Genomic DNA, 26,683 nt, shown 5'->3' on the forward strand with positions numbered 1-26,683 from the left:
TCTCCCTCTCGGTCGCTCCGCCGGACGCCTCGCTCACTCGGCCAGGCCGGCCGCGAGCAGTTCGACGAAGCCGATGTCCTCGTTGGTGACGCCGAAGACCTCGGCGCGCACCAGGGTCCGCTCCGCCCAGGCGCGGTGCGGCTTCACCTCGTTCATCTTGTTCGTGTACGCGGAGCGCAGTACACCCCCGCCGTCGCGTTCCGGCCGGAGGATGTCCTGGGCGTCGCTGAACTCCTCGTGACTGACGACGGACAGCGCGTGCACGGGCAGGACGTGGGAGGGGTGGATGCAGGTCTTGCCGAGGAGGCCGTTGGCGCGGTCCAGGGAGATCTCGCGGAGCAGGCCGTCCATGGCGTGCTCGATGAGCTTCTGGCGCAGCGCCGTGGCCTCCACCTCCAGGAACGGGCTCTGCCGCAGCTGCGGCTTGAACATGCGCTCCTGCACCCGGAAGTACTCCCAGACGGGCCCGGTGACGGTGAACCCGGTGCCGTCGGCGCGGCCCAGCATGTTCACCACGTCGGAGATCACGGAGGCGACGACCTGGATGTCGTACGCGGTCATGTCGGGGCCGCGGCGCAGCCCGTAGGAGGAGCAGAAGTCGGTGACGCCCAGGCGCAGGGCGAGCACGCGGTCGCGGTACTTGTCGACGGCGCGGAAGATGCCCTCGAGGGTCTCGACGCGGCTCTCGCGGTAGAGCAGCTCGGGCGACTCCAGCACCGGCATGGCGAACAGCCGGCGGCCGCAGGCGGACTCCGCAGCGGTGAGCGCCTCGAGGAACGGCAGGCCGCGCTCGGCGGTGAACTTGGGCAGCACGAATCCGGACAGCACCGCGACGGCGGGGCCGAGCCGGCGGACCAGGTCGCCGATCTGCCCGGGCTCGCGGACCCGGACGAACAGCAGCGGCAGGTCCGCTCCGGGCCGTCCGGCGAGGTCGGTGAGCTGGCGGACCAGGTTCTCCTCGCCGGCGACGACGTCCGCGTCGCTGATGGAGTCCTCCAGGCACAGCACCATGGAGACCACGCCGCGGGCGCCCTGCTTGAGGACGTCGTCGGCGAGCCGGGGCCGGGTGGCGGGGCTGTAGAGCGTGGCGCCGAGCGCCACCGAGAGCAGCCGGGCCGGGGAGTCGGCGGTGAACTCGCAGGGCTCCCGATAGAAGAGACGTTTCCGCACCTCAGGGGCGATGTGCCCGAAATGACGCATTGAACTCCCCCGTGGGCAGTGGTGGACTCTGTGGAGTGCCGGAAGGTGGCCGGTAATAGTACGTAGATGTCCGTGTCGGCGGTTCCCGCCGGGCATGAACTTCAGGTAACCCCGTGATGTCGGAGCCAACCCCCCGCATTGTCGTGACCAGGACGGAGAAGGCAGGATGACCGCATGACGCACGCGATGCTGAAGGGGTCGAACGTTCCTCTCGAGGCCACCACGGTACGCGCCGTGCTGCGCTGGTCGCCCGGGCAGGGGGTGCCGGACGTGGACGCCTCCGCGCTGCTCCTCGGTCTCGACGGCCGTGTGCGCTCCGACGAGGACTTCGTCTTCTACAACCAGCCCCGGCACCCGTCCGGGAAGGTGTGGCGGCTCGGCAAGAAGCGCGTCGCCGAGGGCCTGACCGACACGATCCAGACAGATCTGGCCGGTGTCGAGTCCGGTGTCGGCCGGATTCTGATCGTCGCATCGGCGGACGGTGTCGCCTTCGACCGCGTACAGGCGCTGCGCATCCTGCTGTACGACGCGCAGAACCCGGACGGGGAGGCGCTGGCGTACTTCGACGTGAAGCCGGAGACGGGCCAGGAGACCGCGCTGATCTGCGGCGAGCTGTACCGGCGCGGGGAGGGCTGGAAGTTCCGCGCGCTCGGCGAGGGCTACTCGAACGGGCTGAAGGGCCTGGCGACCGACTTCGGCATCTCGGTGGACGAGTCGGAGGCCGCCGAGGATCCGGACGCGTCCGCCGCGCCGGGCACGCCCGAGCCGCCCGCGCGGACCCCCGAGTCCGCCTCGCCGGACGCGGTGACGCAGGCGCAGGCCCCGGCGGCGCCGCCGGTCCCGGAGGTGTCCCGCCCGCTGCCGCCCGAGCAGCCGCCCACGGGCGTGCCCACGCAGCCCGCGTACGGCTACCCGCCGCAGCAGCCCCCGGCCGCCCCGCCCGCCGCCGCGCAGCCCGCCTACGGCTACCCGCACCCGGCGAGCCCGCCCGCGTACGGCTATCCGGCGCCCGCGCCCGCCACGGCGGCCGCCCAGGCGACGCAGGACCGGTACGGCTTCCCGCCGCCGGCCACGGGCGCGCCCGACCCGGACTTCCGGCTGCCGCCGCAGGGGCCGCAGTTCATCGGACGCTGAGCGGACCGCATCCGGGCCGGCCGCCGTTCAGCGGCCGGCCTTGGTCTTGAAGCCCCGGCCCCACTGCAGACCCCAGCCGTACAGCCGGTCCAGCTCGGCCTGGAAGCCGTAGACGAACCGCACCTCGCGGCGCACGACGATCTCGTTCTTCACGTTCTCGATCAGCACCACCGCGCAGGAGCGGGCCTGCGGCTGGCGTTCGTCGAGGGAGATCTCGATGCGCGGGCCGTTGCTCGGGTAGAGCGTGACGACGGCCTTGGTGCGGTCGAAGGCCGGGGTCTGGTCGTAGATGTAGGCGAAGACCAGCAGGCGTTTGATGTGCTCCCGCTGGTCGAGGTTGACGTAGATCGTCTCGCCGGAGGCGGAGCCGAACCGGTCGTCGCCGCTGAGCTTCACGTACGGCGGGCCGTTGACGTCGCCGAGGTAGCCGCCGAGGGGCTGCACCACGCCCTTGGTGCCGTCCTGCAGCTCGTACAGGCAGCCCAGGTCGAGGTCGACGTTGACCATGGACTGGCTGTGTCCGACGACCTCCGGCGGCTTGAGCGCCTTGAACGGGTGGCGCAGCAGGCTCTCCCGCTGTGGGCCCCCGAAGTCGGAGGTGCGCATCTGCCAGCTCAGGTTGATCCGCAGATGGCCGGTGGCCGCGCCCTGCCTGGTCAGCGACACATGGCCGTGCCGCTTGGTCAGCTCGATGGCGTTGGTGGCCGCGTTGCCGGAGTCGAAGTCGTCGTTCCGGCCGCGTCGCAGTCCGTCCAGCAAACCCATTCCCGCCCCCAGTCCACTCGTCGAACCCCCGCCGGTGGCCGCGGGGCGCCGGTGCGCCGCACGGCCGACGGGACGGCCTTGCGAGGACTGCTCCTCGTGGCCGCCCCGTCGAGAGCGTTCCTCACCCGGAGGGCTGTCACACCCCGGACGACACCTCGGTCTTCTCGCCCGCCTGTGCCTCGGCCGCCGCGATCCGCTTGTTGCGGCGCACGGAGGACCAGAAGGAGGCGCCGATCAGGACGACGCCGATGAGACCGGTGATGATCTCGTTGATCTCGTACTGGATGGTGACGAGCAGGATCAGCGCCAGGGCGCCGATCGCGTAGTGCGCGCCGTGCTCCAGGTAGACGTAGTCGTCCAGGGTGCCCTGGCGGACCAGGTAGACCGTGAGCGACCGGACGTACATGGCGCCGATGCCGAGGCCGAGCGCCATGAGGACGATGTCGTTGGTGATGGCGAAGGCGCCGATGACGCCGTCGAAGGAGAAGGACGCGTCCAGCACCTCGAGGTAGAGGAACATGAAGAACGCGGCCTTGCCGGCCAGGGCGACCGCCGACTTGGGCTTGCCCTCGCGTGCGGCCTTCTCCTCCTCCTCGTGTTCGTGCTCCTCCTCCTCTTCGAGCTTGTCCTCGAAGTAGCCGGAGAGCCCGCCCACGATCATGTAGGTGACCAGACCAGCGATACCGGCCAGCAGGACGGTCTCCGCCTTGTCCACGTGCGCGCCGCCGTGCTGGTGGGCGTGGGTGGCGAAGGTCATGGCGGAGATCAGCAGGATGATCAGCGCGATGCAGACCGACAGCATGTCGACCTTGCCGAGCTTGGCCAGCGGCCGCTCCAGCCAAGCCAGCCACTTGATCTCCCGGTCCTCGAAGATGAAGTCCAGGAAGATCATGAGCAGGAACATGCCGCCGAAGGCCGCGATGGCCGGGTGGGCGTCGGTAACGAGCTCCTGGTACCGGTCCTTGTCGCTGAGCGCGAGGTCGACCGCCTCGATCGGACCGAGCTGCGCGCTGATCGCGACGATGACGACGGGGAACACCAGTCGCATGCCGAAGACGGCGATCAGGATGCCGATGGTGAGGAAGATCTTCTGCCAGAAGGCATTCATCTTCTTCAGGATCCCGGCGTTGACCACCGCGTTGTCGAAGGACAGCGAAATCTCGAGGATCGAGAGGATCGCCACGATTCCGAAGGCGGTCCACCCCCCGAAGAGGAATGCTGCGACCAGGCCGAGCGCGGTCACCGCGAACGACCAGCCGAAGGTTTTCAGAACCACTGGCTACCCCATGTGTGTGTACGGGTCTCCCCCGCCCGCCGTGGCGGCTTTACGAAACGTTGACCCCGAAGTCTAGAGCGATGCCCCGCAGACCCGACGCGTACCCCTGTCCTACTGCACGGAACTTCCACTCGCCCTGGTAGCGGTACAGCTCACCGAAGATCATCGCCGTCTCCGTGGAGGCGTCCTCGCTGAGGTCGTAGCGGGCGAGCTCCTGGCCGTCCGCCTGGTTCACCACGCGGATGAAGGCGTTGCTGACCTGGCCGAAGGTCTGGCCGCGCTCGTCCGCCATATGGATGGAGACCGGGAAGACGATCTTGTCGCACTGCGACGGCACCTTGGACAGGTCGACCAGCAGGGACTCGTCGTCGCCCTCGCCCTCACCGGTGAGGTTGTCACCGGTGTGCTCCACGGAGCCGTCGGGGCTCTTGAGCTGGTTGTAGAAGACGAACCACTCGTCCCCCATGACCCGGCCGCCGCTGCACATCAGCGCACTGGCGTCCAGGTCGAAGTCGGCGCCCGTGGTGGAGCGCGCGTCCCAGCCGAGCCCGACCATCACCTGCGTGAGGTTGGGTGCGGCCTTGGACAGGGAGACGTTTCCCCCTTTGGCAAGCGTGACGCCCATGATGCTGGTCCCCCTCCGGGTGGTGTTTCCAGGTGGTCCTGCACTCCCCCGCGAGGGGGCGTCCCCGGGCGCCGCACGCGGCATGCGCGCGGCGCCCGGGCGGTGGCCGTACGGGACGGCCGCTCGGGTCTGTACCCGGGACGTGCCCCTCTCAGACGTTCACGCCGAAGTCCTGCGCGATGCCGCGCAGGCCGGAGGCGTAGCCCTGGCCGATGGCACGGAACTTCCACTCCGCGCCGTGGCGGTACAGCTCGCCGAAGACCATGGCGGTCTCGGTCGAGGCGTCCTCCGACAGGTCGTAACGGGCGATCTCGGCGCCGCCGGCCTGGTTGACGACGCGGATGAACGCGTTGCGCACCTGGCCGAAGGACTGCTGGCGGTTCTCGGCGTCGTAGATGGAGACCGGGAAGACGATCTTCTCCACGTCGGCCGGGACGGTGGCCAGGTTGACCTTGATCTGCTCGTCGTCGCCCTCGCCCTCACCGGTGAGGTTGTCACCGGTGTGCTCGACGGAGCCGTCGGGGCTCTTGAGGTTGTTGAAGAAGACGAAGTGCGCGTCGCTGGCGACCTTGCCCGAGCTGTTCAGCAGGAGGGCGCTGGCGTCCAGGTCGAAGTCGGTGCCGGTCGTGGTACGGACGTCCCACCCCAGTCCGACGATGACCGCGGTCAGGCCCGGCGCCTCCTTGCTCAGCGATACGTTGCCGCCCTTGCTGAGGCTGACTCCCACGAGTCCTCCCTTGGTGTCCCGGGGGCGGGATGCCCCGTTGTGCATGGATGTCGGATCAACGAGTCGATCCTAGTGACGGGTTCCCCGGACCCGCAGGCCCTGGGACGGACGTTCACAGGGTGTCGAGCGCCGCGAGGTACTCGCCGGGGTCACGGGCGTCCGCCATGCCGCTGCTCACGGTGGCGCGCACGACGCCCTGCCGGTCGATCACGAAGGTCCCCCGCACCGCGCAGCCCTTGTCCTCGTCGAAGACGCCGTAGGCGCGCGAGACGTTGCCGTGCGGCCAGAAGTCGCTGAGCAGCGGGAAGGGAAGATCCTCCTGCTCGCCGAAGACGCGCAGGGTGTGGATGGAGTCGTTGGAGACGGCGAGCACCTCGGCGCCGCGCTCGGCGAACTGCTCCAGCCGGTCGCGGATCTCGCTCAGCTCGCCGGTGCAGACACCGGTGAAGGCGAACGGGTAGAAGAGCAGCACGACGTGTCTGTGCCCGCGGAAGTCGGACAGACGCACCGGGGCGCCGTGGTTGTCCTTGAGTTCAAAGTCGGGGGCCTGCTCTCCGACCGGGATCGTCATCGTCGTCCTCGTCCCTCCGGGGTGGTGCCGTGCGACCACCCTACGCAGGCCGGACGAGGGTCCCGCGAACGGGCCGACGCGTGCGACGCACGTCGCCGCCGGCCCGTCCGGGGTGTGTCACCGCTTCGACTTGGCGGCCTTCGGGGTCGCCAGCCGGCTGCCGCTCCAGTCCTTGCCCACGCTGACGCTCTTGGACGCCGTCAGGCCCGCCGTGGTGGCGGCCTCCGAGATGTCACTCGGCTCGACGTAGCCGTCCCGGCCGGTCTTCGGCGTGAGCAGCAGGATCGCGCCGCCCTCTTCGATGTACGTGGTGGCATCCACCAGCGCATCCGTCAGGTCGCCGTCGTCGTCGCGGAACCACAGCACAACGGCGTCAGCCACGTCGTCGTAGTCCTCGTCGACAAGGTCGCTCTCGATGACGCCCTCGATGGCCTCGCGGAGCTCCTGGTCGACGTCGTCGTCGTAGCCGATCTCCTGGACCACCTGCCCGGGCTGGAACCCCAGCCTGGCGGCAGGGTTCGTCCGCTCCTCCGCGTGGTCCGCGGTCGCGCTCACGGGTTGCCTCCTGATCATGTCTTGGGAATATCTCAGCCACGCGCGTGCGCGAAGCATTGGCCGTAGTCCACACGGGCGGGACGGATCGCGCAAGTACCCGGCCGTGCGGACCGCCGAAACGGTGACGATCCTGGCCGGGTCACCGCAACTCCGCGCGCCCCGTCCTCGTCACCAGTGATGGACACCACACCTTTGTGCCCCGTTTGGGCGTTTGGGAACCGTCTGTGGGTACGAGACTCGCATGTGCTCGCCCCTTGCCTCACCGTACCGGCCTGGCCGTGGGATTACCTCTCGGTAGAGATGACGTCCGCGGCCGCGGGGTGGAGCATGGGAGCGGCGCACACCGGGCCGTGGCGAGTGAGGCGACGGCCCGTCCACGGCCCTCCGACAGGTAAGGAACAGCGTGGCTTCCGCATCCGACCGCAGCCCGATCATCATTGGCGGCCTTCCGAGTCAGGTTCCTGACTTCGACCCCGAGGAAACCCAGGAGTGGCTCGACTCCCTCGACGCCGCGGTCGACGAGCGCGGCCGGGAGCGGGCCCGTTATCTGATGCTGCGGCTGATCGAGCGTGCCCGCGCCCGGCGCGTGGCCGTGCCCGAGATGCGCAGCACGGACTACGTCAACACGATCCCCACCCGGGCCGAGCCGTTCTTCCCGGGCAACGAGGAGATCGAACGCAAGATCCTCAACGCGACCCGCTGGAACGCCGCCGTGATGGTCTCGCGCGCCCAGCGCCCGGGCATCGGGGTGGGCGGCCACATCGCGACGTTCGCGTCCTCCGCGTCGCTGTACGACGTGGGCTTCAACCACTTCTTCCGCGGCAAGGACGAGGGCGACGGCGGCGACCAGGTCTTCTTCCAGGGGCACGCCTCGCCGGGCATCTACGCCCGCGCGTACCTGCTGGACCGGCTGAGCGAGCGGCACCTGGACGGGTTCCGCCAGGAGAAGTCGGCGGCGCCGTACGCGCTGTCGTCGTACCCGCATCCGCGGTCGATGCCGGACTTCTGGGAGTTCCCGACGGTGTCGATGGGCCTCGGCCCGATCGGCGCCATCTACCAGGCACGGATGAACCGCTACATGCACGCGCGGGGCATCGCGGACACCTCGAAGTCGCATGTGTGGGCGTTCCTCGGCGACGGCGAGATGGACGAGCCGGAGTCGCTGGGCCAGCTGAGCATCGCCGCGCGCGAGGGGCTGGACAACCTGACCTTCGTGGTCAACTGCAACCTGCAGCGGCTGGACGGCCCGGTGCGCGGCAACGGAAAGATCATCCAGGAGCTGGAGTCGGTCTTCCGCGGCGCCGGCTGGAACGTGATCAAGCTCGTCTGGGACCGCACCTGGGACCCGCTGCTGGCCCAGGACCGCGACGGCGTGCTGGTGAACAAGATGAACACCACGCCGGACGGGCAGTTCCAGACGTACGCCACGGAGACCGGCGCGTACATCCGTCAGCACTTCTTCGGCGACGACCACCGGCTGCGCGCGATGGTCGAGGGCATGACCGACGACCAGATCCTGCACCTGGGGCGCGGCGGCCACGACCACCGCAAGATCTACGCGGCGTACAAGGCGGCGGTGGAGCACAAGGGCCAGCCGACGGTCATCCTGGCGAAGACCATCAAGGGCTGGACGCTCGGCCCGAACTTCGAGGGCCGCAACGCCACGCACCAGATGAAGAAGCTGACGGTCGACGACCTGAAGCACTTCCGGGACCGGCTGCACCTGCCGATCCCGGACAAGGACCTGGAGTCGGGTCTGCCGCCCTACTACCACCCGGGGCCGGACTCGGAGGAACTCCAGTACATGCACGACCGCCGCCGGTCCCTCGGCGGGTACGTGCCGACCCGGGTGGTGCGCGGCAAGCCGCTGGCGCTGCCGGAGGACAAGACGTACGCGAGTGTGAAGAAGGGCTCGGGCCAGCAGTCCATCGCGACGACCATGGCCTTTGTGCGGCTCCTCAAGGACCTCATGCGGGACAAGGAGATCGGCCGCCGATTCGTGCTGATCGCGCCGGACGAGTACCGCACGTTCGGCATGGACTCGTTCTTCCCGAGCGCGAAGATCTACAACCCGCTCGGCCAGCAGTACGAGGCGGTGGACCGGGAACTGCTGCTCGCCTACAAGGAGTCGCCGCAGGGGCAGATGCTGCACGACGGCATCTCCGAGGCGGGCTGCACGGCCTCGCTGATCGCGGCGGGCTCGGCGTACGCCACGCACGGCGAACCGCTGATCCCGGTGTACGTCTTCTACTCGATGTTCGGGTTCCAGCGCACCGGTGACCAGTTCTGGCAGATGGCCGACCAGCTGGCGCGCGGTTTCGTGCTCGGCGCGACCGCGGGGCGGACCACGCTGACCGGCGAGGGTCTCCAGCACGCCGACGGTCACTCGCAGTTGCTCGCCTCGACCAACCCGGCGTGCGTCGCGTACGACCCGGCGTTCGGCTACGAGATCGCGCACATCGTGCAGGACGGACTGCGCCGGATGTACGGCTCGTCGGAGGAACACCCGCACGGCGAGGACGTCTTCTACTACCTGACGGTCTACAACGAGCCCATCCAGCACCCCGCGGAGCCGGAGAACGTGGACGTCGAGGGCATCCTCAAGGGCCTGTACCGCTTCAGCGAGGGCACCTCGGGCTCGCTGCCGGCGCAGATCCTGGCGTCCGGCGTCGCGCTGCCGTGGGCGGTCGAGGCGCAGAAGATCCTCGCGGAGGAGTGGAACGTCAAGGCGGACGTCTGGTCGGCGACCTCCTGGAACGAGCTGCGGCGCGACGCGGTGGAGTGCGAGCGGCACAACCTGCTGCACCCGGAGGAGGAGCAGCGCACCCCGTACGTGACGCGCAAGCTGGCGTCGGCGCAGGGGCCGGTGGTGGCGGTGTCCGACTGGATGCGGTCGGTGCCGGACCAGATCGCGCGCTGGGTGCCGGGGACGTACCAGTCGCTGGGCGCGGACGGCTTCGGCTTCGCGGACACGCGCGGGGCGGCGCGGCGGTTCTTCCACATCGACGCGCAGTCGGTCGTGCTGGCGGTGCTGACGGAGCTGGCGCGTGAGGGGCATCTGGACCGCTCGGTGCTGAAGCAGGCGATCGACCGGTACCAGCTGCTGGACGTGGCGGCCGCGGACCCGGGGGCGGCGGGCGGCGACGCGTAGCGCCTCCGGCGGGGGCGAGGGGCGGGGGCGCCACCCGGGGTGGTGGGGCGGCCGCGGGTGCGTTCGGACCGATCGCGCAGTTCCCCGCGCCCCTGGGGGGCTGTCCCACCGCCGGCCCGGAAGCGCGGAGGGGGCCTCCGGCTGGTTCGCCGGAGGCCCCCTCACTGGTGCTGTCCGCCGGGTCAGAGCATGCCGTAACCCGAACCGGTCGCTCCGGCCAGGAAGATCAGGGCCAGGAGCGTGTCGATGGCGCCGAGGACCAGGGCGATCAGGGCCGGCGCCGAGCGGGAGCCCGCCCAGCTGCGGCCCATGGCCAGCCAGCCGCACACCATCGCCACCGGTCCGAGCACGATGCCCAGGACGAAGAAACCGGCGACGGCGCAGATGGCTCCGATGATCCCGAGCGTCGCGCGATCCGGCCCGGACCGTGACCACGTCCGGCCACGAGTGCGGGGGTGCCTGCGCGTTCCGTGTCCGAAGCTCGCCATCATCAACTCCCTGATGGGTTGGTTGACATGACGGGTACCCCCGCTTCCGGACCGGATTCCCCCCACCTGTCGGCCGGACGACCGCCGCGGCGCGCCGCACCCCTCCGGGGGCGCGCCGCAACGGTCCTCACGGCCCGTCAGATGTGGCCGACGCCCGCGCCCGCCTCCGCGTTCTCGCCGCGCTTGGTGAACAGCGCGACCAGGACCGCGACGGCGGCGACCCCGGCGGCGACCAGCGACGCCAGGCTCATGCCGGAGATGAAGGTGTCGTGGGCGACGTCGGTGATCTTCGCGGCGATCGCCTCGGGGGTGCCCTTGGCCACCGGCGGCACACCGACCTGGACCGCCTCGGAGGCCGCGCCGGCCTGTTCCGGCGTCAGCGGCGGCAGCCCGGCCTCCGCCCAGTTGCCCGGCAGGTCGCCGTCCACCTTGGAGGCCATCACGGCGCCCAGCACGGCGGTGCCGAGGCTGCCGCCGACCTGCATCGCGGACTGCTGGAGACCGCCGGCCACACCGGACAGCTCCAGCGGCGCGTTGCCCACGATGACCTCGGTGGCGCCGACCATGACGGGGGCGAGGCCGAGACCGAGCAGGGCGAACCAGACCGACATGGCGAGGCTGCCGGTGCTCTTCTCCAGCGTGGAGATGCCGTACATGGCGAGCGCGGTGCAGGCCATGCCGAACGCGAGCGGGATCCGCGGGCCGACCTTGGTGATCATCACGCCCGCGAGCGGCGAGCCGACGATCATCATGCCGGTGAGCGGCAGCAGGTGCAGACCGGCGTCGACCGGGCTGAGGCCGTGCACGTTCTGCAGGTAGAAGGTGACGAAGAACAGGCCGCCCATGAAGGCGATGGCCATGAGGACCATCAGCACCACACCCGCGGACAGCGGGACGGAGCGGAAGAGGGCCAGCGGGATCAAAGGCTCCTTCACCTTCGTCTCCCAGAAGGCGAAGACGACGAAGCCGACCACCGAGGCGGCGATGAACGCCCAGGTCCTGCCGTCGCCCCAGCCCCACTCGGGCGCCTTGATGAGCGCCCACACCAGGCAGAACATCGCGCCGGACAGCAGGGCGATGCCGGGGATGTCGAAGGAGCGCGGCGCGTTCTCCGCGCGGTGGTCGAGCAGGATCCACACGCCGAGCGCGACGGCGAGGACGCCGACCGGCACGTTGATGAAGAACACCGACTGCCAGTTGACGTGCTCGACGAGGACGCCGCCGAGGATCGGGCCGCCGGCGGTGGAGGCGCCGATGACCATGCCCCAGATGCCGATGGCCATGTTGAGCTTCTCGGCGGGGAACGTGGCCCGCAGCAGGCCGAGCGCGGCCGGCATCAGCAGCGCGCCGAACAGTCCCTGGAGCACACGGAAGACGATGACGAGCGTGATGCTGTCGGACAGGCCGATGGCTCCGGAGGCGGCGGCGAAGCCGACCACGCCGATGAGGAAGGTCTGCCGGTGACCGAAGCGGTCGCCGAGCTTGCCCGCGGTGATCAGGGAGACCGCGAGGGCGAGGAAGTACGCGTTGGTGATCCACTGGACGTCGGCGAGGGTGGCGCCCAGGTCGCTGGCGATGGCCGGGTTGGCGATGGCCACGATGGTGCCGTCCAGGGCCACCATCATGACGCCCACGGCGACGGTGAACAGCGTGAACCAGGGGTGCCCGCGCAGCCCCTTGCCGGGCGTCGCCTCCGACGGGCCGGCCGGAGGGCCGTCCCCCTGTCCCGCCTTGTCGAGGGTGGTCTGACTAGTCATACGTTCGAGGCTAGTGTCAGCCGCTGACACTTGACAAACCATTTCACCAGTCAGTAACTGACAGGACACGCGCCCATAGCCTGAACTGGGCAGACGGTTCAAGGAGGAGCCATGGACACGGTCGGGACCGTCGTGGGCGCGCTGCCACGGCCGGGTCTGCGCGAGCGCAAGAAGCAGCGCACCCGGGACGCCCTGGTCCGGGCCGCCCTGGACCTCATCGCCACGCGCGGATACGACGGCACGACGGTCGACGACATCGCCGCGGCCGTGGACGTCTCCCAGCGCACCTTCTTCCGTTACTTCGCCAGCAAGGAGGAGGTGGCGCTGTTCGTGCCGCGCCTGGCGGAACAGCAGATCGCCGAGGCCGTACGCGCCCGCCCGCGCGACGAGGCGCCGCTGGAGGCGCTGCGCCGGGCCGTGCTGGACAGCTGGGACGCGATCAACGAGGCGGTCGGCCGGCTCGTCCCGGTGGAGCTGCACATGCGCGTGTACCGGGTCATCGAGTCCACGCCCGCGCTGCTCGCCGCGCATCTGCGCCGGTCGGCGGAGCTGGAGGAGGAGCTGGCGGGCATCATCGCCGAACGCGAGGGGCTGGACGTCGACACCGATCCCCGGCCGCGCATCCTGGTGGCCGCGTTCGGCGGGGTGATCCGGGTGGCGGAGCGCCGCTGGTCCGCCGGGGACGACCTGAGCACCGAGGCCCTGCGGGAGCTGATGCGGACCTGCCTGGACCATGTCGGCCCGGCCCTCGCCACGAACTGGCGTACGGATGCATCCCTGAATCGGCACAACGAAACGTGATCCCGGTCACTGGATTCCCGCGAGACACTCTCGTTCTCCTAGTGTGTCCTCCCAGTGACTTCCTTCGACATCTCCCCCCGGCTGAACGTGTGGCGGGCGCTGCCGGCGCTCGCCGTGGTGTTCGTGATGCTGGCGACCACCGGCTGGACGGCAGTGCGCCACCAGCGCCACCCCGCTCCCCTGGAGGCGTCGCTCGCCGCGTGGGAGGACGGCCGGGTGGCCGGGAAGCGGCTGCCCGACCCGCAGTCGACGCCGACGCGACTGGCCCGGTTCTTCGCCTCGCTCACCGACGCGCAGCGGCTCCGGCTCGCCGAGCGCTATCCGCTGGCGGTCGGCAACATGAACGGCGCGCCGGTCGAACTGCGCTACCGCGCCAACCGCATCGCGCTGGCCGAGGCCCGCGAGACCGAGCTGAGACGGGTGCACGACAGCCGGCTCACGCCCGCGGGCCAGGAGCAGGCGGCCCGCAGGATGGACCGCATCGAGGCGCTGATGCGGCCGGGCCGGCACATCCTCGCCTTCAACCCGGCGGGCGCCGGGCGGGTCGCGGAGGTCTTCGGTGACCTGCGCCACGCCGAGCGGGTGTCGGTGGTCGTCCCCGGCGTCGACACCGAGCTGCTCACCTTCCAGCGCTCCGAGCGCCGGTACTCCGCCCCCGTGGGCATGGCCAAGTCGCTGTACAAGGCCCAGCGGCGGGCGGCACCCGCGACGCGCACGGCCGTGATCGCCTGGGCCGACTACACCGCGCCCAGCGGGCTCGGCATGGACGCGGCCACGGCGATGCGCGCGGAGGACGGCGCGGACCGGCTGGACGCGATGGTGCGGGGGCTGCCCGGGCTCGCCCCGGTCTCGCTGTTCTGCCACAGCTACGGCTCGGTGGTCTGCGGACTGGCCGCGCGGGGACTGCCGGAGCGGGTCTCCGACATCGCCGTGGCCGGCAGCCCGGGGATGCGGGTGGAGCACGCCTCCCACCTGCGCACCACCGCGCGGGTGTGGGCGATGCGGGACGCCGACGACTGGATCCAGGACGTGCCCCACCTGGAGCTCGGCGGACTGGGCCACGGGGCCGACCCGGTGGCCGACGGGTTCGGCGCCCGCGTGCTGTCGGCCCGTGACGCCAAGGGGCACGCCGGGTACTTCGTGCCCGGCACGGACAGCCTGCGGAACTTCGCGGAGATCGGGGTTGGCGCATACACGGCGGTGTCGTGTGCGCACCGGAACGACGCCTGCCAGGCGGGTTTGTCCGGTACGACCCCTACCGGACGCGCGTAGAGGCGGAGATACTGCGGTATGCGTGGGGAGGGGACGGAGAAGCTCGTGCCGCATACGATGAGCCGCATGGGTGACGTACTGGCCGGATTTCATGCCGCCTGGGAGTTCGGGTCCGACTCCGTGCGCATCCGTTACGTACGAGGAATTCGAACACCTAAGCTGTTCCAGGCGCTCGGGGAACGGCGCGTGCCTCTGGAGGCGATCGAGGGCGTGACCCTCTCGCCCGGGAAGCGCGGGACCGTGGTCCTGCGTCTGGAGCCGCGGCCGGGAGCCGACCCGCTGATGGAGGCGGCCGCCGGGCAGCTGAAGGAGAGCAGCGACCCCTACCGGCTGGTGCTGCCCGCCGAGCGGGAGACGCTCGCCGAGTACTACGCCGACGAACTGCGCGCGCAGCTCACCGAGTCGGGCCCCGCGGAACGCCACCTGGTGGCCGCGCCCGAGGCGCCGCTGCAGTTCAAGGCGTACGACGGCAAGGCGACGTTCGACGGCACGTCGGTGGCGTTCCGCTGGTTCTGGACCGGGGCGTCCTCGGCGAAGTGGAAGGCCGGCGACCAGCGTTTCCCCGTCTCCGAGCTGAGCGGGGTGGAGTGGCGTTCGCCCGAGGTGTTCGAGGGTCATCTGAGGCTGCTGCGCCGGGACACGACGGTGCCGGCCCCGGCGCAGGCCGACCAGGACCCCGCCGCGGTGGTGTTCGGGCTCGGGTACGGGCCCGTGCACGAGTCGCTGCCGTTCGCCGCGGCCGTGCTGGCCGCGGTGCGGGACTGCTCGGCGGTGCCGGCGATATCCTCGCCCGCGGCGGCCGCGGGGGGTGTGACATCCGCTCGGCGGGATCCCGCCGATATCGCCGAGCGGATCCGGCATCTCGGGGAGTTGCACCAGGCGGGGCTGGTGACGGACGAGGAGTTCTCCTCGAAGAAGGCGGAGCTGCTCGCGGAGCTGTGACGTTCCCCGCGGGTGGGTGGGGGCTGGTCGCGCAGTTCCCCGCGCCCCTTCGGGGCGCTTCTGCTACTCCCTGCCTGCCGAGGTGAACGACATGTCCGCGTAGCGGGTGCCGGTGACCTTGTCCGCGATGGGGTCGAGCAGGGCCAGGTCGCTCTCCGACAGGGTGATGCGGGTGGCCGCCGTGTTCTCGTCCACGCGGGACGGGCTGCGGGTGCCGGGGATGGGGACGACCGGGAGGCCGTGGACCGCCGCCTGCTGGTGGACCCAGGCCAGGGCGATCTGCGCGGGGGTCGCGCCGTGGTTCCCGGCGACCGTGCGGACCGGCTCCAGCAGGGCCGCGTTGGCCGCCGCGTTGTCGCCGGTGAAGCGGGGCATCGTCCGGCGGAAGTCGTCCTGTGTGAGGTCCTTCGCGGCGTCCGTGAAGGAGCCGGTGAGGAAACCGCGGCCGAGCGGCGAGTACGGGACGAGGGTCACGCCCAGCTCACGCGCGGCCGGCACCACGGCGGCCTCGATGTCCCGGCTGAACAGCGACCACTCCGACTGCACCGCGGCGATCGGGTGCACGGCGTGCGCGGCGCGCAGCTCACCGGCCGTCACCTCGCTGAGGCCGAGCTGCTTCACCTTGCCCTCGCGGACCAGCTCGGCCATGACGCCGACGGTCTCCTCGATCGGCACGTTCACATCGCGCCGGTGCATGTAGTAGAGGTCGATGACGTCGACGTCCAGGCGGCGCAGGCTCGCCTCGACGGCCTGCCGGATGTACGGCGGGTCGTTGCGGACGATGCGCCGGGTCGGGTCGTCCGGCGGGATCGACAGGGCGAACTTGGTGGCGATCAACACCTCGTCACGGTGCGCCGCGAGGAACGGGGCGAGGAACCGCTCGTTGTCGCCCGCGCCGTACGCGTCGGCCGTGTCGTAGAGGGTGACGCCCCGCTCCAGGGCGCGTTCCAGGGCCGCCCGGGAGGCGTCCGCGTCGGCGGGGCCGTAGGCGAAGCTCATGCCCATGCAGCCGAGGCCCTGCACGCCCACCTCGGGGCCGCCGGCGCCCAGCGTCGTCGTCGTGATCGTGTGGCCGGTCATCATGCCCTTTCCGAGGCCAGGGCGCGCCCGGCGTCCGAGTAGAAGCTGATCTTGCGGTCCAGGACGGCCAGGGTTCCCTGGAGTTCGGCGATGCGCGCCAGCACGTCCTCGCGGGTCGCCTTGAGCAGTTCGAAGCGCTCGGCGTACGTGTGGTCGCCGGCCCGGACCAGTTCGGCGTAGCGCACCATGCCGGCGACCGGCATGCCGGTCAGGCGGAGCTTGCCGACCAGGGCGAGCCAGTCGAGGTCGCGGTTGGTGTAGCGCCGCTGCCCGGTGTGGGAGCGGTCGATGTGCGGCATGAGTCCGATGCGCTCGTACCAGCGCAGGGTGTGCGCGGTCAGCCCGGTGAGGGCGGCCACCTCGCTGATCGTGTACTTGTCCTGGCCGTCCGGCCGCCGGTCGCCTTGCGGGGGTCCGGCGCAGGTGTCGGTCCTGGTGTCCGTGGTCTCCGTCACCGTCATGGCGTCCACGCTAAATCCTTGGAGTGCGCTCCAGGCAAGCGATGCCGGTGAGAAACGGGCGGACGTGTCGGGACGCTCCGACTGCGCGGAACCCGCTCGGCGCCGACGGCTACGTCTTCAGCGTCGCCACCGACCCGGACGCCCACCGCCGGGGCTACGCGCGGGCGTGCGTGGAGGCGCTGCTGGAGTGGTTCCGCGAGCGGGGCGCCGGGCGGGTCCGGCTGACCGCGAGCCCTCAGGCGGAGCCGCTGTACCGGTCGCTGGGGTTCACGCCCAGACCCGACCCCTTGCTGGAGCTGATGCTGTGAGCGCTTAGGCTCGTCGGCATGTCGCTGAAGAGCCTCGCGTCGATCGAGAACTGGCCGGTTCCCACCGCTGCGGCGGGGGTGGTGCGGGCGGACGGCGCCGTCCTGGGCACGCACGGGCCGGCCGGGCACCGCTTCCCGCTGGCCTCGGTCACCAAGCCGCTGGCCGCCTACGCGGTGCTCGTGGCGTACGAGGAGGGCGCGGTCGAGCTGGACGAGCCGGCCGGCCCGGACGGGGCGACGGTGCGGCATCTGCTCGCGCACACCTCGGGTCTGGCCTTCGACGAGCACCGGGTGACCTCCGCGCCCGGCGAGCGGCGGCTGTACTCCAACGCCGGGTTCGAGCAGCTCGGCGACCACGTGGAGAAGGCGACGGAGATCCCGTTCGCCGAGTATCTGCGGCAGGCGGTGCTGGAGCCGCTGGGCATGGCGTCGACCTCGCTGGAGGGCTCCCCCGCCAAGGACGGCGTGTCCACGGTGGAGGACCTGCTGCGGTTCGCCGCCGAGGTGCAGGCGCCGCGGCTGCTGGACCCGCGGACGGTGGCCGCGGCGATGACCGTGCAGTACCCGGGCACCAAGGGCGTGCTGCCGGGCTACGGCCACCAGAACCCCAACGACTGGGGGCTCGGCTTCGAGATCCGGGACGGCAAGTCGCCGCACTGGACGGGCGCCTCGTCCTCGCCGCGCACCTTCGGGCACTTCGGCCAGTCGGGCACGTTCCTGTGGATCGACCCGGACGCGGGCGCGGCCTGCGTGGCGCTCACGGACCGGGCGTTCGGCCCCTGGGCCGTCGAGGCGTGGCCGCCGTTCACCGACGCCGTGCTGGCGGAACTGCGCGGCTGACTGCCGCCGTTCGCCCGGATTTGCCGCAATCACCCGCCCTCACCTGCGAGGTTGACGTGGGACCGGCGTGAAAACCCTGTGGAAGCGGTGTCGGTGGCGCGCCCTATGATGCGCCGGACGATCACGCGGGACCAGGGGAGGGCGCGGCATGTTCGGCAAGCTGTTCGGCAGGGGCGGGGACGGACCGGGGGCGGATCCGCACGCCCTTCCGGCCCCGCGGCGGGGGAACGGCGTCCACCGGCTGCGCGCCCTCGGCGACCGGCGGGTGCTGGCGCTGGTGGAGGCGGCCGACACGGGCGACTGGGAGGGCGTCAAGGAGGCGCTGGCCCCGTTCGACCTGGGCCGTGACCATCAGGTCCTCGGTCAGCTCACGGACATCGACGGGCTGCAGGACTGGATCGGCCGCGCCGTCGAGGAGGACAAGGAGCACCGGGCCCTGGCCCTGCTGATATCCGGGGCGCGGCACATCGCATGGGGCTGGGAGGCGCGCACCGCCGCCCGCGCCGTGCACGTCACCCAGGAGCAGTGGCGCGTCTTCCGCGAGCGGCTCCAGATCGCCGAGCGGCAGCTGCTGGAGGCCGCCGAGCTGCGTCCGGACTGGATCACGCCGTGGCGTCAGCTGCTCACCTCCGCGCGCGGCATGTCGCTCGGCTCCGCGATCGCCGAGACGCGGCGCGACGCCGGCCTGCGCCGTGACCCGCTCGACGCGGAGATCCACGTCGAATGGCTGTCCCAGCTTCAGCCCCGCTGGGGCGGTGAGCCGGGGGAAGCCCTGGAGTTCGCCCGTGCCGCGTTCGCCGCCGCGCCCGACGGCCACCGGCTCGGCTGTGTGGTCGCCATGGCGTACATCGAGGAGTGGGTGGAGTCCGACGACGGCGCCTGCCTCCAGCAGCCCCGGATCCGGACCGAGTTGAGGCAGGCGGCGGAGCGCAGCATCCTGCACCACGCCTACGAGCGCCGCCTGGGCTGGCAGGGCGACTACAACATCTTCGCCATGGCCCTGTCCCTGGCCGGGAGCAGCACCGCCTCCAACGTCTTCCGCGAGCTGGAGGGCGCGTACACCGAGTGGCCGTGGACGTACATGTCCGAGCCGCAGAAGGCGTACGCGCGCTTCCGTAAAGCCTTCTGAGCGCCGCTCTCCCTTTCGCCAGCCGTCATCGCACGCCCTCACACCCCGGACCGCCCATGACCCTGCCCGACACCGCATCGCACCAGTCCGGCGCCGACCGCACCTTCCAGGTGGATCTGCGCGGCCTCGTCGACCTGCTCTCCCACCACCTCTACTCCAGCCCCCGCGTCTATCTGCGGGAGCTGATGCAGAACGCGGTGGACGCGCTCACCGCCCGGCACGCCCTCGAACCGGCGGCGCCCGCCGGGTCGTTCGGCATCCGGCTGTACGCCGACCGCTCCGTGGTGCGCGTCGAGGACGACGGCGTCGGCCTCACCGAGGAGGACGTGCACACCTTCCTGGCCACGATCGGCCGCAGCAGCAAGCGCGCCGACGGGATCGCCGAGCAACGGGGCGACTTCATCGGCCAGTTCGGCATCGGCCTGCTGTCCTGCTTCCTGGTCGCGGACGAGATCCACGTGGTCAGCCGGTCCGCCCGCGCGCCCGGCGCGCCCGCCGTGGAGTGGCGGGGGCGCGGCGACGGCAGCTACACCGTGCGCGCCCTGCCCGCCTCCGCCCGGCCCGCCCCCGGCACCACAGTCACGCTGACCCCGCGCGCCGACGCGGGCGAGTGGACCGCGCCCGCGCGCGTACAGGCGCTGGCACATCACTTCGGTTCGCTGCTGCGGCACCCGGTGACCTTCGACGACGGCTCCGGCGGCCCCGCCGTGCCGGTCAACCCGGAGCCGGCGCCCTGGGCACGGACGTACCCGACGCCGGGCGCCCGGTCCCGCGCGCTCGCCGCGTACGGCGAGGAGGTGTTCGGCTTCACGCCGCTGGACACCGTCGAGCTGAACCTGCCGGCCGTGGGTCTGCGGGGCATCGCGTGCGTGCTGCCGGAGGCGGTGCCGGCCGGGCGCCGTCACGGGCACCGGGTGCACGTCAAGGGCATGCTGCTGTCCGAGCAGGCGGAGGAGATCCTGCCCGACTGGGCGTTCTTCGTGCGCTGCGTCGTCGACGCGGAGAGCCTGCGCCCCACGGCCTCGCGCGAGTCCCTGTACGAGGACGACACCCTGGCCGCGGTCCGGGACGCGCTGGCCGAGCAGCTGCGCGCCTGGATCGCCCGTGCCGCCGCCAGCGACCCGGAGCTGCTGCACCGCTTCCTCCAGGCGCACCACCTGTCGGTGAAGTCGCTCGCCGTGCACGACGACGAGATCCTGCGGATGCTGCTGCCGTGGCTGCCGTTCGAGACCACCGACGGGCACTGCACGCTCGACGAGTTCTCCCGCACCCACCGCACCGTGCTGGTGACGTCCAGCGTGGAGGAGTTCCGGCAGGTCGCGGCGATCGCGTCGGCCGCCGGGCTGGGCGTGGTCAACGGCGGCTACACCTACGACCGCGAACTGGTGCACCGGCTGCCCGAGATCCGGCCCGAGGTGAGCGTCGCCGACCTCGACCCGGCGACCCTGACCGCGCACCTCGACCCGGTCGACCGGGAGACGGAGCTGGCCGCCGCGGCCTATCTGGCGCAGGCCCGTGACGCCCTCGCGGTGTTCGACTGCGACGTGGCGCTGCGCGCCTTCCAGCCGGCGTCCGCGCCCGCCCTGCTGGTCGACAGCCGGGAGGCCCGGCACGAGCGCACCCGCTCCCGGCTCGCCCGCGAGCAGGAGGGCGGCCTGTGGGGCGACATCCTCGGCGCCCTCCAGCAGGAGGCGCCGCGCGCCCAGCTGATCCTCAACCAGCTGAACCCGCTGGTGCGCACCGCCGTCGCGATCGACGAGCCGGAGCTGGCCCGCACCAGCGCCGAGGCCCTGTACGGGCAGGCGGCGCTGCTGTCCCGGCGTCCGCTCCGGCCCGCCGAGTCCAGCCTCATCAACCGCTCCTTCCTCGACCTTCTCGCCCACGCCCTGCGCAAGGACAGCTGACGATGCAGACCGCACCCCAGACCACCGACGAGCTGTACGAGGCGCTGCGGGAGAACGACCGGCGCCCCTACGGCCGCACCCGGACCGTGGCCGCCGAGGAACTCGCCGAGGCGGCCGAGCTGTTCGGTGAGCCGGTCCCGCTGATCCACGCCCTGCTGGACCTCCAGGAGGCGTACACCTACGGCTCCGAGCCGCGGAAGTCGCCGGTCGTCTTCGCCCGGCTGCTGAACCTCTTCGACGAGCAGCCGGACGTGTTCGACGACCGGCTGCGCCACCAGCTGTTCTGGCGGTTCAAGTGGGTGGCCAACGCCCTGCGCTGCCTGCCCGAGATACCGCTGGCCAGTCTGCGCCAGTGGCAGACGGAGATGCGCGACCGCTACGAGAAGGCCGGGCTCGACCTCCAGCCGTACTACGGGCAGGCCTACCAGCTCGCCGCCCACGTCGGCGAGGACACCGCCCTCGCCTACGAGCTGTGGGCGGGCCGGACCCGCGGCATGCTCAGCGACTGCGAGGCGTGCGAGACCTGCGAGCGCGCCCAGTACCACCTGGCGGCGGGCGACCACGAGCGGGCGCTGCGCATCTGGGCGCCGGTGCTGGCGGGCAAGGAGTCCTGCCAGGAGGAGCCGGCCCGCTCCGTCTCGTACGCGCTGCTGCCGTTGCTGCGGACCGGCCGGACGGACGAGGCGCGCCGGCTGCATCTGGCGGGCTACCGCGGCTGCCGCCGCAATCCCTCGATGGCCGGGGAGATCGGTCGCCACCTGGAGTTCTGCGCGCTGACCGGCAACGAGGCGCGCGGTCTTGAGCTGCTGGCGGAGAACCGGAACCTGTTCGACGAGGTGGACTCGCCGCTGGCCCTGCTCGATCTGCTCACCGGGGTGGAGGTGCTGCTCGCCCGCGTGGAGGCGCTGGGCCACGGGGAGCTGCCGGCCGCGGGATTCCCGGGCCGGAGCTGGACGGTGACGGCGCTGCGGGCCGAGGTGCGCGGGCGCGCCGACGACCTGGCCGCCCGCTTCGACACCCGCAACGGCACGACGGCGCACGCCGACCGCCGCGGGGCCCGTCTCGCGCAGGAGCCGCTGCTGGAGTCGCTGGAACTGACCCTGCGCCCGCGCACCCTGGAGGACGTGGCCCCGGCCCCCGCCGCGCCGGCGCCGGCGCCGGCCGAGCCGCTGCCCGAGTCGCCGGCGGACCTGATCAGGCGGGCTCGGGAGCTGGACGAGCTGGGGCACCCGGACGCGCACGCCTGCTGGGCACGGCTGCGCGACCTCGCCGCCGCCCGCGACTACGTCCACCCGGACGACCCGGAGGTGGGCCCGCTGGTGCGGCTGCGCGCCGACCTGCTGGAGGAGGAGGCGACGCTGGCGGACCGCGGGAACGCGTACGGGGACGCGGCGGCGCTGTACGAGGAGGCGGCGGGTCTGTACGAGGACGCGGGGCTGCCGGGGCACGCGGTGCTCGCCCGCGCGGGCGCGGTGCTGGCGGCCGCGCAGGCGGCGCGGGAGGGCTCCGCCCATGACGCGGACGTCCATGCCGCCGCGCTGGCCGAGGCGTACGCGACGCTGGTACGGCTGCACCAGGAGGCGTCCGGGCTCGCCCCCTTCCTGGAGGCGCGGCTGCTGCGGCTGCGGGTGAGCGCGCTGGGACTGCGGCTCCAGGCGTCCGGGGACCGGGAGCAGGTCGCGTCCGTCTTCGCCGAGGCGGAGCTGCTGCACGACTTCGCCGCCCGGCACGCCGTGACCGGGCAGATCGCGGGCGCGCGGCTGCTGCGGGCCACCACGCACGCCATGGCCGGCGACCTGCCCACCGCGCTCGCCGAGACGGACGCGCTGGTGGGGCTGTTGCGGACGGACGGCCCCGCCTGGCACCTGCCGCGCGTGCTCGCCCTGCGGGGCAAGGTCCAGCTGGGTCTCGGCGACGCCGAGGCCGCCCACGCGAGCCTCGGTGAGGGGCTGCGGCTGGCCGCCGAGTGGCCCGCCGAGACGGTCGACGGCCCGGCCCTGCACGGCGAGCTGGCGCAGGCGTGCATGCGCCTGGGCCGCCCGGACGAGGCGCTGCGCCATCTGACCCGCTCGGCGGAGCTGGACCTGAGGGCGGGCAACCGGTTCGACGCGTTCTGCTCCTACAGCAACGCCGCCCAGCTCAGCCTCGACCTGGGCCGGGTCGAGGACTGCATCGCCCTGCTCGACTCCCTGCTCGTCGAACCGGACGTCGTGGACGGCGAGCTGGACGACCGGCTCGTGGCCCAGCTGCGGCTGACGCGGGCCCGTGCGCTGCACGCCGGGGAGGACCTGAAGGCCGCCACGGCGGAGTTCGTGGCCCTCGCCGCCGAGTCGGCCGGCTGGGACGACGACCCGGGCAGCCACGCCATGATCGCCGCGGAGACGGCCGTCCTGCTCGGTGAGGCCGGGGAGTTCGGGCAGGCCCGGGAGGCCGTGGACCGGGCGCTCGCGGCCCACGCGCGCGAGCCGCGGTTCGAGATGCTCAGCAACGCCCTGCGGGAGCTGGCCCGGCTCCAGGCGCACCAGCAGGGTCCCGAGGGGCTGGCGGGCGCCCGTGCCTTCCTGGACGACGCCGGCCGGGTCGCCGACGCGGCCCGCGCCGCCGGGTTCGAGGCGCACGGCCGCTCGCTGGACTCCGCCCTCGCCTACGAGCACGGGCGGGTCAACGCGTACGGGGGCGCCTACGAGGAGGCGCTGGCCGCGCTGGAGAAGGCCCTCGGGCTGATCGGTGAACCCGGCGAGGACGCCGGGCGGGCCGCGGAGTGGGCGGAGTGCGTGCGGCTGGCCGGAGTGGTGGAGGGCGTCTACCTGGAGCGGCGCACGGCGGCGCTCGGCCGGGTCGGCGCGGCGGCGGAGCGGCTGACGGCCCTCGGTCACGGGGAGGCGGCAGAGGCGCTGACGGAGCTGGCGGAGAGGCTGCGGGACGAGGAGTGAGCGGTGCCGGGGGCGGGGCCGCGGCCGTGCGGGCCGGCGGTCCCGCCCCCGCCCGTCTCGGTATCCGGAACGGATCACCAGCGTCGACCCCACGGCGTGACTGTGACGGTGATCATGTTTACGCAGCGTATCTGTGCCAGTTGATGACCTTGTGTCACTCCGGCTTTGTGGCACGGACGTTAACGAGCGGCCGAACCCCTTGTGCAATCCGCGTAGACAGATCAATCTTTCGCCTGGCGACAGGACATGCGGAGCGCGGCCACAGCGTCCGTGTTTGGCATGTTCCTGACATGCGTGCGTCCCGGCGACCCGGTACGCACGCCGCCGTGCGGCGCCTCACCCCCCAAGAGGCGCTACCCCCACACTCCCCACCTGTCGAGGAGGAACCCTCAGATGGCAGTGATGCGAAACGCCAAGCGCAGATCGATCGCCGGTGTCGGCGCGGTCGCCGCGGCGGCTCTCACGGGCGGTCTGTTCACCGCCCCCGCCGCGCACTCCGCCGAATCCCCCAAGGGGGCGATCGCCTACGCGGACGCGCCGAACGCGGTCGAGGGCAGCTACATCGTCACCCTGAAGTCCGGCACCAAGGCCACCACCGCCAAGGGCAAGGGCCTGGCCAAGAAGTACGGCGCCGACGTCGAGCACACCTTCCGCGAGGCCGTCAACGGCTACACCGTCGAGGCCACCGAGGCGGAGGCCGCCGAACTGGCCGCCGACCCCTCGGTCGCGCTGGTCGAGCAGAACCGCACCTTCACCATCCAGGCCACGCAGACCAACCCGCCGTCCTGGGGCCTGGACCGCATCGACCAGACCGCGCTGCCGCTGAGCGGCTCGTACACCTACGACGACACCGCCGGCCAGGGCGTCACCGCGTACATCATCGACACCGGTGTGCGCATCTCCCACAGCGACTTCGGCGGCCGCGCCCGCAACGGCTACGACGCGGTCGACGGCGACAACGTCGCCCAGGACGGCAACGGCCACGGCACCCACGTCGCCGGCACCGTCGCGGGCACCGCGTACGGCGTCGCCAAGAAGGCCTCCGTCGTCGGCGTCCGCGTCCTCGACAACAACGGCTCCGGCACCACCGCCGGCGTGATCGAGGGCGTCGACTGGGTCGCCGCCAACGCGGTCCTCCCGGCCGTCGCCAACATGTCGCTCGGCGGCGGCGCCAGCACCACGCTCGACAACGCGGTGCGCAACGCCATCGCGGCCGGCGTCACCTTCGCCGTGGCCGCGGGCAACGAGTCGACGACCGCGACCGGTTCGCCGGCCCGGGTGACCGAGGCGATCACCGTCGGCGCCACCACGAACACGGACGCCCGCGCCAGCTACTCGAACTACGGCTCGAACCTGGACATCTTCGCCCCGGGCTCCTCCATCACCTCCGCCTGGTACACCGGCGACAGCGCCACCAACACCATCTCCGGCACCTCGATGGCCACCCCGCACGTCGCGGGCGCCGCGGCGCTGTACCTCGCCGACAACCCGTCGGCCACCCCCGCGCAGGTCGCCTCCGCGCTGGTCAACAGCTCCATCTCCGGCGCCGTCGGCAACCCGGGCACCGGCTCCCCGAACCGTCTGCTGTACGTCGGCGGCAACGGCGGCACCACCCCGCCGCCGGGCAAGACCTTCAGCAACACCGCGGACTACACGATCCGCGACAACGCGACCGTCGAGTCCCCGATCACCGTCAGCGGTGTCTCCGGCAACGCCCCGTCGGCCCTTCAGGTGCCGGTGAACATCGTCCACACCTACATAGGCGACCTCACGGTCCAGCTGGTCGCGCCCGACGGGTCGGTCTACACCCTCAAGGCGTCCGGCACCGGAGGCTCGGCGGACAACATCAACACCACGTACACCGTGAACGCCTCCTCGGAGACGGCCAACGGCACGTGGAAGCTGCGCGTCACGGACAACTACTCCGCCGACACCGGCTACATCAACAGCTGGGGCCTGACCTTCTGACCCTCCTGCCCTGAGCTCCGCGCACCGCCCCGGCACGGGTACACCGTGCCGGGGCGGTGGTACGTCGGCGGAGGTGCAAGGGGTCAGCCGCGCGGGGATGTCAGAACCCCGTCATCTCCCACATCAGCACCTCCGCCGCTCCCTCCGCCACCGCCTCCGCGTCCTTCTCGTCCGTGAGGCGGGCCGCGTCGCCCGGCTCGAGCAGCTCGCCGTCCAGGCGGACCGTGCCGCGGGTCACGTGGACGTAGACGTAGGGCGCCGCGGGGACCGCCGTGCGTGCGCCCGGGGCCAGGCGGCGGACGTGGAGCATGGCGCCGGCCTCGGGGAGGGCGAACGGGGTGGAGTCGGCTATGCCGCGCACGACCTCGTAGCGGGGTTCGCCGCCCGGCCTGAGGGGGGCCAGCCACATCTGGAGGAAGGTCAGCGGGACACGGGCCGCGTTGCGCTCCACGTGGCGGACGCCCGACGCCGCGCTCAGGCGCTGGACGTCGCCGGGGCGGATCACCGTCTCGTGGCCCGTGGAGTCGCGGTGGGTCAGCTCGCCGGAGATCACCCACGTGACGATCTCGGTGTGGCTGTGCGGGTGCTCGTCGAAGCCGGCGCCGGGGCCCAGGTGCTCCTCGTTGCAGGCGATCACCGCGCCGAAGCGCAGGTTGTCCGGGTCGTAGTGGGGACCGAAGGACAGGGCGTGCCACGACTCGATGCCCGCCGCCGGGTCCCCGCCCTTGTAGCGCTCGCTCGCTCGCCTGACGTCCATCACGCCCTCCACGGTAGGCCCTCCCGGAGGGAGTCCGGG

At 71.9% G+C, this 26,683-nt stretch carries 22 protein-coding genes and 1 pseudogene; 11 read left to right on the forward strand and 12 right to left on the reverse strand.

Annotated elements, in window-relative coordinates:
* Nucleotides 1-33: 33 nt before the first annotated feature.
* Nucleotides 34-1,200: an HpcH/HpaI aldolase/citrate lyase family protein gene (locus tag ACP7TJ_RS09585; RefSeq protein WP_093767767.1), complete on the reverse strand. Its 1,167-nt coding sequence runs from the start codon at nucleotides 1,198-1,200 to the stop codon at nucleotides 34-36.
* Nucleotides 1,201-1,374: 174 nt separating this feature from the next.
* On the opposite strand from ACP7TJ_RS09585, the gene ACP7TJ_RS09590 reads away from it, so the two are divergent.
* A complete protein-coding gene (locus tag ACP7TJ_RS09590) occupies nucleotides 1,375-2,334 on the forward strand; it encodes a TerD family protein (RefSeq protein ID WP_093767766.1) in 960 nt (319 codons plus the stop codon).
* Between the two features lie 27 nt (nucleotides 2,335-2,361).
* Here ACP7TJ_RS09590 and ACP7TJ_RS09595 read toward each other — a convergent pair whose 3' ends face one another.
* The 6 genes from ACP7TJ_RS09595 to ACP7TJ_RS09620 all read right to left on the reverse strand — a co-directional run bounded on the left by ACP7TJ_RS09595 (nucleotide 2,362) and on the right by ACP7TJ_RS09620 (nucleotide 6,853).
* A complete protein-coding gene (locus tag ACP7TJ_RS09595) occupies nucleotides 2,362-3,099 on the reverse strand; it encodes a TerD family protein (protein ID WP_093767765.1) in 738 nt (245 codons plus the stop codon).
* 136 nt (nucleotides 3,100-3,235) lie between these two features.
* Nucleotides 3,236-4,375, reverse strand: coding sequence for a DUF475 domain-containing protein (locus ACP7TJ_RS09600; RefSeq protein WP_167743000.1), 1,140 nt, complete (start codon nucleotides 4,373-4,375; stop codon nucleotides 3,236-3,238).
* A 49-nt stretch (nucleotides 4,376-4,424) separates the two neighbouring features.
* The gene (locus ACP7TJ_RS09605) at nucleotides 4,425-5,000 is read right to left on the reverse strand and encodes a TerD family protein (RefSeq protein WP_093767763.1); all 576 of its coding nucleotides are present in this window, start codon (nucleotides 4,998-5,000) and stop codon (nucleotides 4,425-4,427) included.
* Nucleotides 5,001-5,151: 151 nt separating this feature from the next.
* Entirely contained in the window at nucleotides 5,152-5,727 is a 576-nt protein-coding gene (locus ACP7TJ_RS09610; RefSeq protein ID WP_093767762.1) for a calcium homeostasis/redox stress adaptation protein, read from the reverse strand.
* Nucleotides 5,728-5,839: 112 nt separating this feature from the next.
* The gene (locus ACP7TJ_RS09615) at nucleotides 5,840-6,298 is read right to left on the reverse strand and encodes a peroxiredoxin (RefSeq protein WP_189910177.1); all 459 of its coding nucleotides are present in this window, start codon (nucleotides 6,296-6,298) and stop codon (nucleotides 5,840-5,842) included.
* Nucleotides 6,299-6,415: 117 nt separating this feature from the next.
* Nucleotides 6,416-6,853: a DUF3052 domain-containing protein gene (locus tag ACP7TJ_RS09620; protein ID WP_031018687.1), complete on the reverse strand. Its 438-nt coding sequence runs from the start codon at nucleotides 6,851-6,853 to the stop codon at nucleotides 6,416-6,418.
* A 403-nt stretch (nucleotides 6,854-7,256) separates the two neighbouring features.
* Between ACP7TJ_RS09620 and aceE the strand changes: the two genes are divergently transcribed.
* Nucleotides 7,257-10,004: a pyruvate dehydrogenase (acetyl-transferring), homodimeric type gene (gene aceE / locus ACP7TJ_RS09625; protein WP_093767760.1), complete on the forward strand. Its 2,748-nt coding sequence runs from the start codon at nucleotides 7,257-7,259 to the stop codon at nucleotides 10,002-10,004.
* A gap of 182 nt (nucleotides 10,005-10,186) precedes the next feature.
* Here the strand turns inward: aceE and ACP7TJ_RS09630 are convergent, their stop codons facing one another.
* Nucleotides 10,187-10,495 carry a small hydrophobic protein gene (locus tag ACP7TJ_RS09630; protein WP_167743007.1) on the reverse strand — a complete coding sequence of 103 codons (309 nt, stop codon included), beginning with the start codon at nucleotides 10,493-10,495 and terminating at the stop codon, nucleotides 10,187-10,189.
* A 134-nt stretch (nucleotides 10,496-10,629) separates the two neighbouring features.
* The gene (locus ACP7TJ_RS09635; RefSeq protein ID WP_093767758.1) at nucleotides 10,630-12,249 is read right to left on the reverse strand and encodes an MFS transporter; all 1,620 of its coding nucleotides are present in this window, start codon (nucleotides 12,247-12,249) and stop codon (nucleotides 10,630-10,632) included.
* 111 nt (nucleotides 12,250-12,360) lie between these two features.
* On the opposite strand from ACP7TJ_RS09635, the gene ACP7TJ_RS09640 reads away from it, so the two are divergent.
* The 3 genes from ACP7TJ_RS09640 (at nucleotide 12,361) to ACP7TJ_RS09650 (ending at nucleotide 15,264) form a co-directional block, all read left to right on the forward strand.
* Nucleotides 12,361-13,050, forward strand: coding sequence for a TetR family transcriptional regulator (locus tag ACP7TJ_RS09640; protein ID WP_093767757.1), 690 nt, complete (start codon nucleotides 12,361-12,363; stop codon nucleotides 13,048-13,050).
* A gap of 54 nt (nucleotides 13,051-13,104) precedes the next feature.
* Nucleotides 13,105-14,322, forward strand: coding sequence for an alpha/beta hydrolase (locus ACP7TJ_RS09645; RefSeq protein ID WP_427762799.1), 1,218 nt, complete (start codon nucleotides 13,105-13,107; stop codon nucleotides 14,320-14,322).
* 66 nt (nucleotides 14,323-14,388) lie between these two features.
* A complete protein-coding gene (locus ACP7TJ_RS09650; protein ID WP_427762801.1) occupies nucleotides 14,389-15,264 on the forward strand; it encodes a DUF4429 domain-containing protein in 876 nt (291 codons plus the stop codon).
* A gap of 63 nt (nucleotides 15,265-15,327) precedes the next feature.
* On the opposite strand, the gene ACP7TJ_RS09655 is transcribed toward ACP7TJ_RS09650, so the two are convergent.
* Together ACP7TJ_RS09655 and ACP7TJ_RS09660 are read right to left on the reverse strand one after the other, a co-directional pair.
* Entirely contained in the window at nucleotides 15,328-16,344 is a 1,017-nt protein-coding gene (locus tag ACP7TJ_RS09655; RefSeq protein ID WP_167743264.1) for an aldo/keto reductase, read from the reverse strand.
* Complete coding sequence (locus tag ACP7TJ_RS09660; protein ID WP_427767316.1) at nucleotides 16,344-16,805, reverse strand: MerR family transcriptional regulator; 462 nt, start codon at nucleotides 16,803-16,805, stop codon at nucleotides 16,344-16,346. The genes ACP7TJ_RS09655 and ACP7TJ_RS09660 overlap by 1 nt, the downstream gene beginning before the upstream one ends.
* 83 nt (nucleotides 16,806-16,888) lie before the next feature.
* On the opposite strand from ACP7TJ_RS09660, the pseudogene ACP7TJ_RS09665 reads away from it, so the two are divergent.
* The 6 genes and pseudogenes from ACP7TJ_RS09665 to ACP7TJ_RS09690 all read left to right on the forward strand — a co-directional run.
* A pseudogene (locus ACP7TJ_RS09665) lies at nucleotides 16,889-17,113 on the forward strand (GNAT family N-acetyltransferase); the annotation flags it as partial.
* A gap of 18 nt (nucleotides 17,114-17,131) precedes the next feature.
* Nucleotides 17,132-17,953: a serine hydrolase domain-containing protein gene (locus ACP7TJ_RS09670; protein WP_167743012.1), complete on the forward strand. Its 822-nt coding sequence runs from the start codon at nucleotides 17,132-17,134 to the stop codon at nucleotides 17,951-17,953.
* A gap of 148 nt (nucleotides 17,954-18,101) precedes the next feature.
* On the forward strand, nucleotides 18,102-19,082 hold the full coding sequence (locus ACP7TJ_RS09675; protein ID WP_167743014.1) for a hypothetical protein: 981 nt from the start codon (nucleotides 18,102-18,104) through the stop codon (nucleotides 19,080-19,082).
* A 56-nt stretch (nucleotides 19,083-19,138) separates the two neighbouring features.
* Nucleotides 19,139-20,986, forward strand: coding sequence for an HSP90 family protein (locus ACP7TJ_RS09680; protein ID WP_427762803.1), 1,848 nt, complete (start codon nucleotides 19,139-19,141; stop codon nucleotides 20,984-20,986).
* 2 nt (nucleotides 20,987-20,988) lie between these two features.
* Entirely contained in the window at nucleotides 20,989-23,919 is a 2,931-nt protein-coding gene (locus tag ACP7TJ_RS09685) for a hypothetical protein (RefSeq protein WP_427762805.1), read from the forward strand.
* Nucleotides 23,920-24,312: 393 nt separating this feature from the next.
* Entirely contained in the window at nucleotides 24,313-25,887 is a 1,575-nt protein-coding gene (locus ACP7TJ_RS09690; RefSeq protein WP_093767749.1) for a S8 family peptidase, read from the forward strand.
* A gap of 100 nt (nucleotides 25,888-25,987) precedes the next feature.
* On the opposite strand, the gene ACP7TJ_RS09695 is transcribed toward ACP7TJ_RS09690, so the two are convergent.
* Nucleotides 25,988-26,644, reverse strand: a complete 657-nt coding sequence (locus ACP7TJ_RS09695) for a pirin family protein (RefSeq protein ID WP_189910173.1) — start codon at nucleotides 26,642-26,644, stop codon at nucleotides 25,988-25,990.
* Between the last annotated feature and the right edge of the window lie 39 nt (nucleotides 26,645-26,683).

The sequence above is a fragment of the Streptomyces sp. DSM 41931 genome (assembly GCF_050271085.1).
Lineage (GTDB): Bacteria > Actinomycetota > Actinomycetes > Streptomycetales > Streptomycetaceae > Streptomyces > Streptomyces albogriseolus.

Excerpts from the sequence above, each read along its gene's own strand:
- ACP7TJ_RS09585 (WP_093767767.1), bottom strand. The coding sequence starts at position 1,200 with ATGCGTCATTTCGGGCACATCGCCCCTGAGGTGCGGAAACGTCTCTTC.
- ACP7TJ_RS09590 (WP_093767766.1), top strand. The coding sequence starts at position 1,375 with ATGACGCACGCGATGCTGAAGGGGTCGAACGTTCCTCTCGAGGCCACC.
- ACP7TJ_RS09595 (WP_093767765.1), bottom strand. The coding sequence starts at position 3,099 with ATGGGTTTGCTGGACGGACTGCGACGCGGCCGGAACGACGACTTCGAC.
- ACP7TJ_RS09605 (WP_093767763.1), bottom strand. The coding sequence starts at position 5,000 with ATGGGCGTCACGCTTGCCAAAGGGGGAAACGTCTCCCTGTCCAAGGCC.
- ACP7TJ_RS09615 (WP_189910177.1), bottom strand. The coding sequence starts at position 6,298 with ATGACGATCCCGGTCGGAGAGCAGGCCCCCGACTTTGAACTCAAGGAC.
- ACP7TJ_RS09630 (WP_167743007.1), bottom strand. The coding sequence starts at position 10,495 with ATGATGGCGAGCTTCGGACACGGAACGCGCAGGCACCCCCGCACTCGT.
- ACP7TJ_RS09635 (WP_093767758.1), bottom strand. The coding sequence starts at position 12,249 with ATGACTAGTCAGACCACCCTCGACAAGGCGGGACAGGGGGACGGCCCT.
- ACP7TJ_RS09640 (WP_093767757.1), top strand. The coding sequence starts at position 12,361 with ATGGACACGGTCGGGACCGTCGTGGGCGCGCTGCCACGGCCGGGTCTG.
- ACP7TJ_RS09650 (WP_427762801.1), top strand. The coding sequence starts at position 14,389 with ATGGGTGACGTACTGGCCGGATTTCATGCCGCCTGGGAGTTCGGGTCC.
- ACP7TJ_RS09655 (WP_167743264.1), bottom strand. The coding sequence starts at position 16,344 with ATGACCGGCCACACGATCACGACGACGACGCTGGGCGCCGGCGGCCCC.
- ACP7TJ_RS09660 (WP_427767316.1), bottom strand. The coding sequence starts at position 16,805 with ATGACGGTGACGGAGACCACGGACACCAGGACCGACACCTGCGCCGGA.
- ACP7TJ_RS09670 (WP_167743012.1), top strand. The coding sequence starts at position 17,132 with ATGTCGCTGAAGAGCCTCGCGTCGATCGAGAACTGGCCGGTTCCCACC.
- ACP7TJ_RS09675 (WP_167743014.1), top strand. The coding sequence starts at position 18,102 with ATGTTCGGCAAGCTGTTCGGCAGGGGCGGGGACGGACCGGGGGCGGAT.
- ACP7TJ_RS09680 (WP_427762803.1), top strand. The coding sequence starts at position 19,139 with ATGACCCTGCCCGACACCGCATCGCACCAGTCCGGCGCCGACCGCACC.
- ACP7TJ_RS09685 (WP_427762805.1), top strand. The coding sequence starts at position 20,989 with ATGCAGACCGCACCCCAGACCACCGACGAGCTGTACGAGGCGCTGCGG.
- ACP7TJ_RS09690 (WP_093767749.1), top strand. The coding sequence starts at position 24,313 with ATGGCAGTGATGCGAAACGCCAAGCGCAGATCGATCGCCGGTGTCGGC.
- ACP7TJ_RS09695 (WP_189910173.1), bottom strand. The coding sequence starts at position 26,644 with ATGGACGTCAGGCGAGCGAGCGAGCGCTACAAGGGCGGGGACCCGGCG.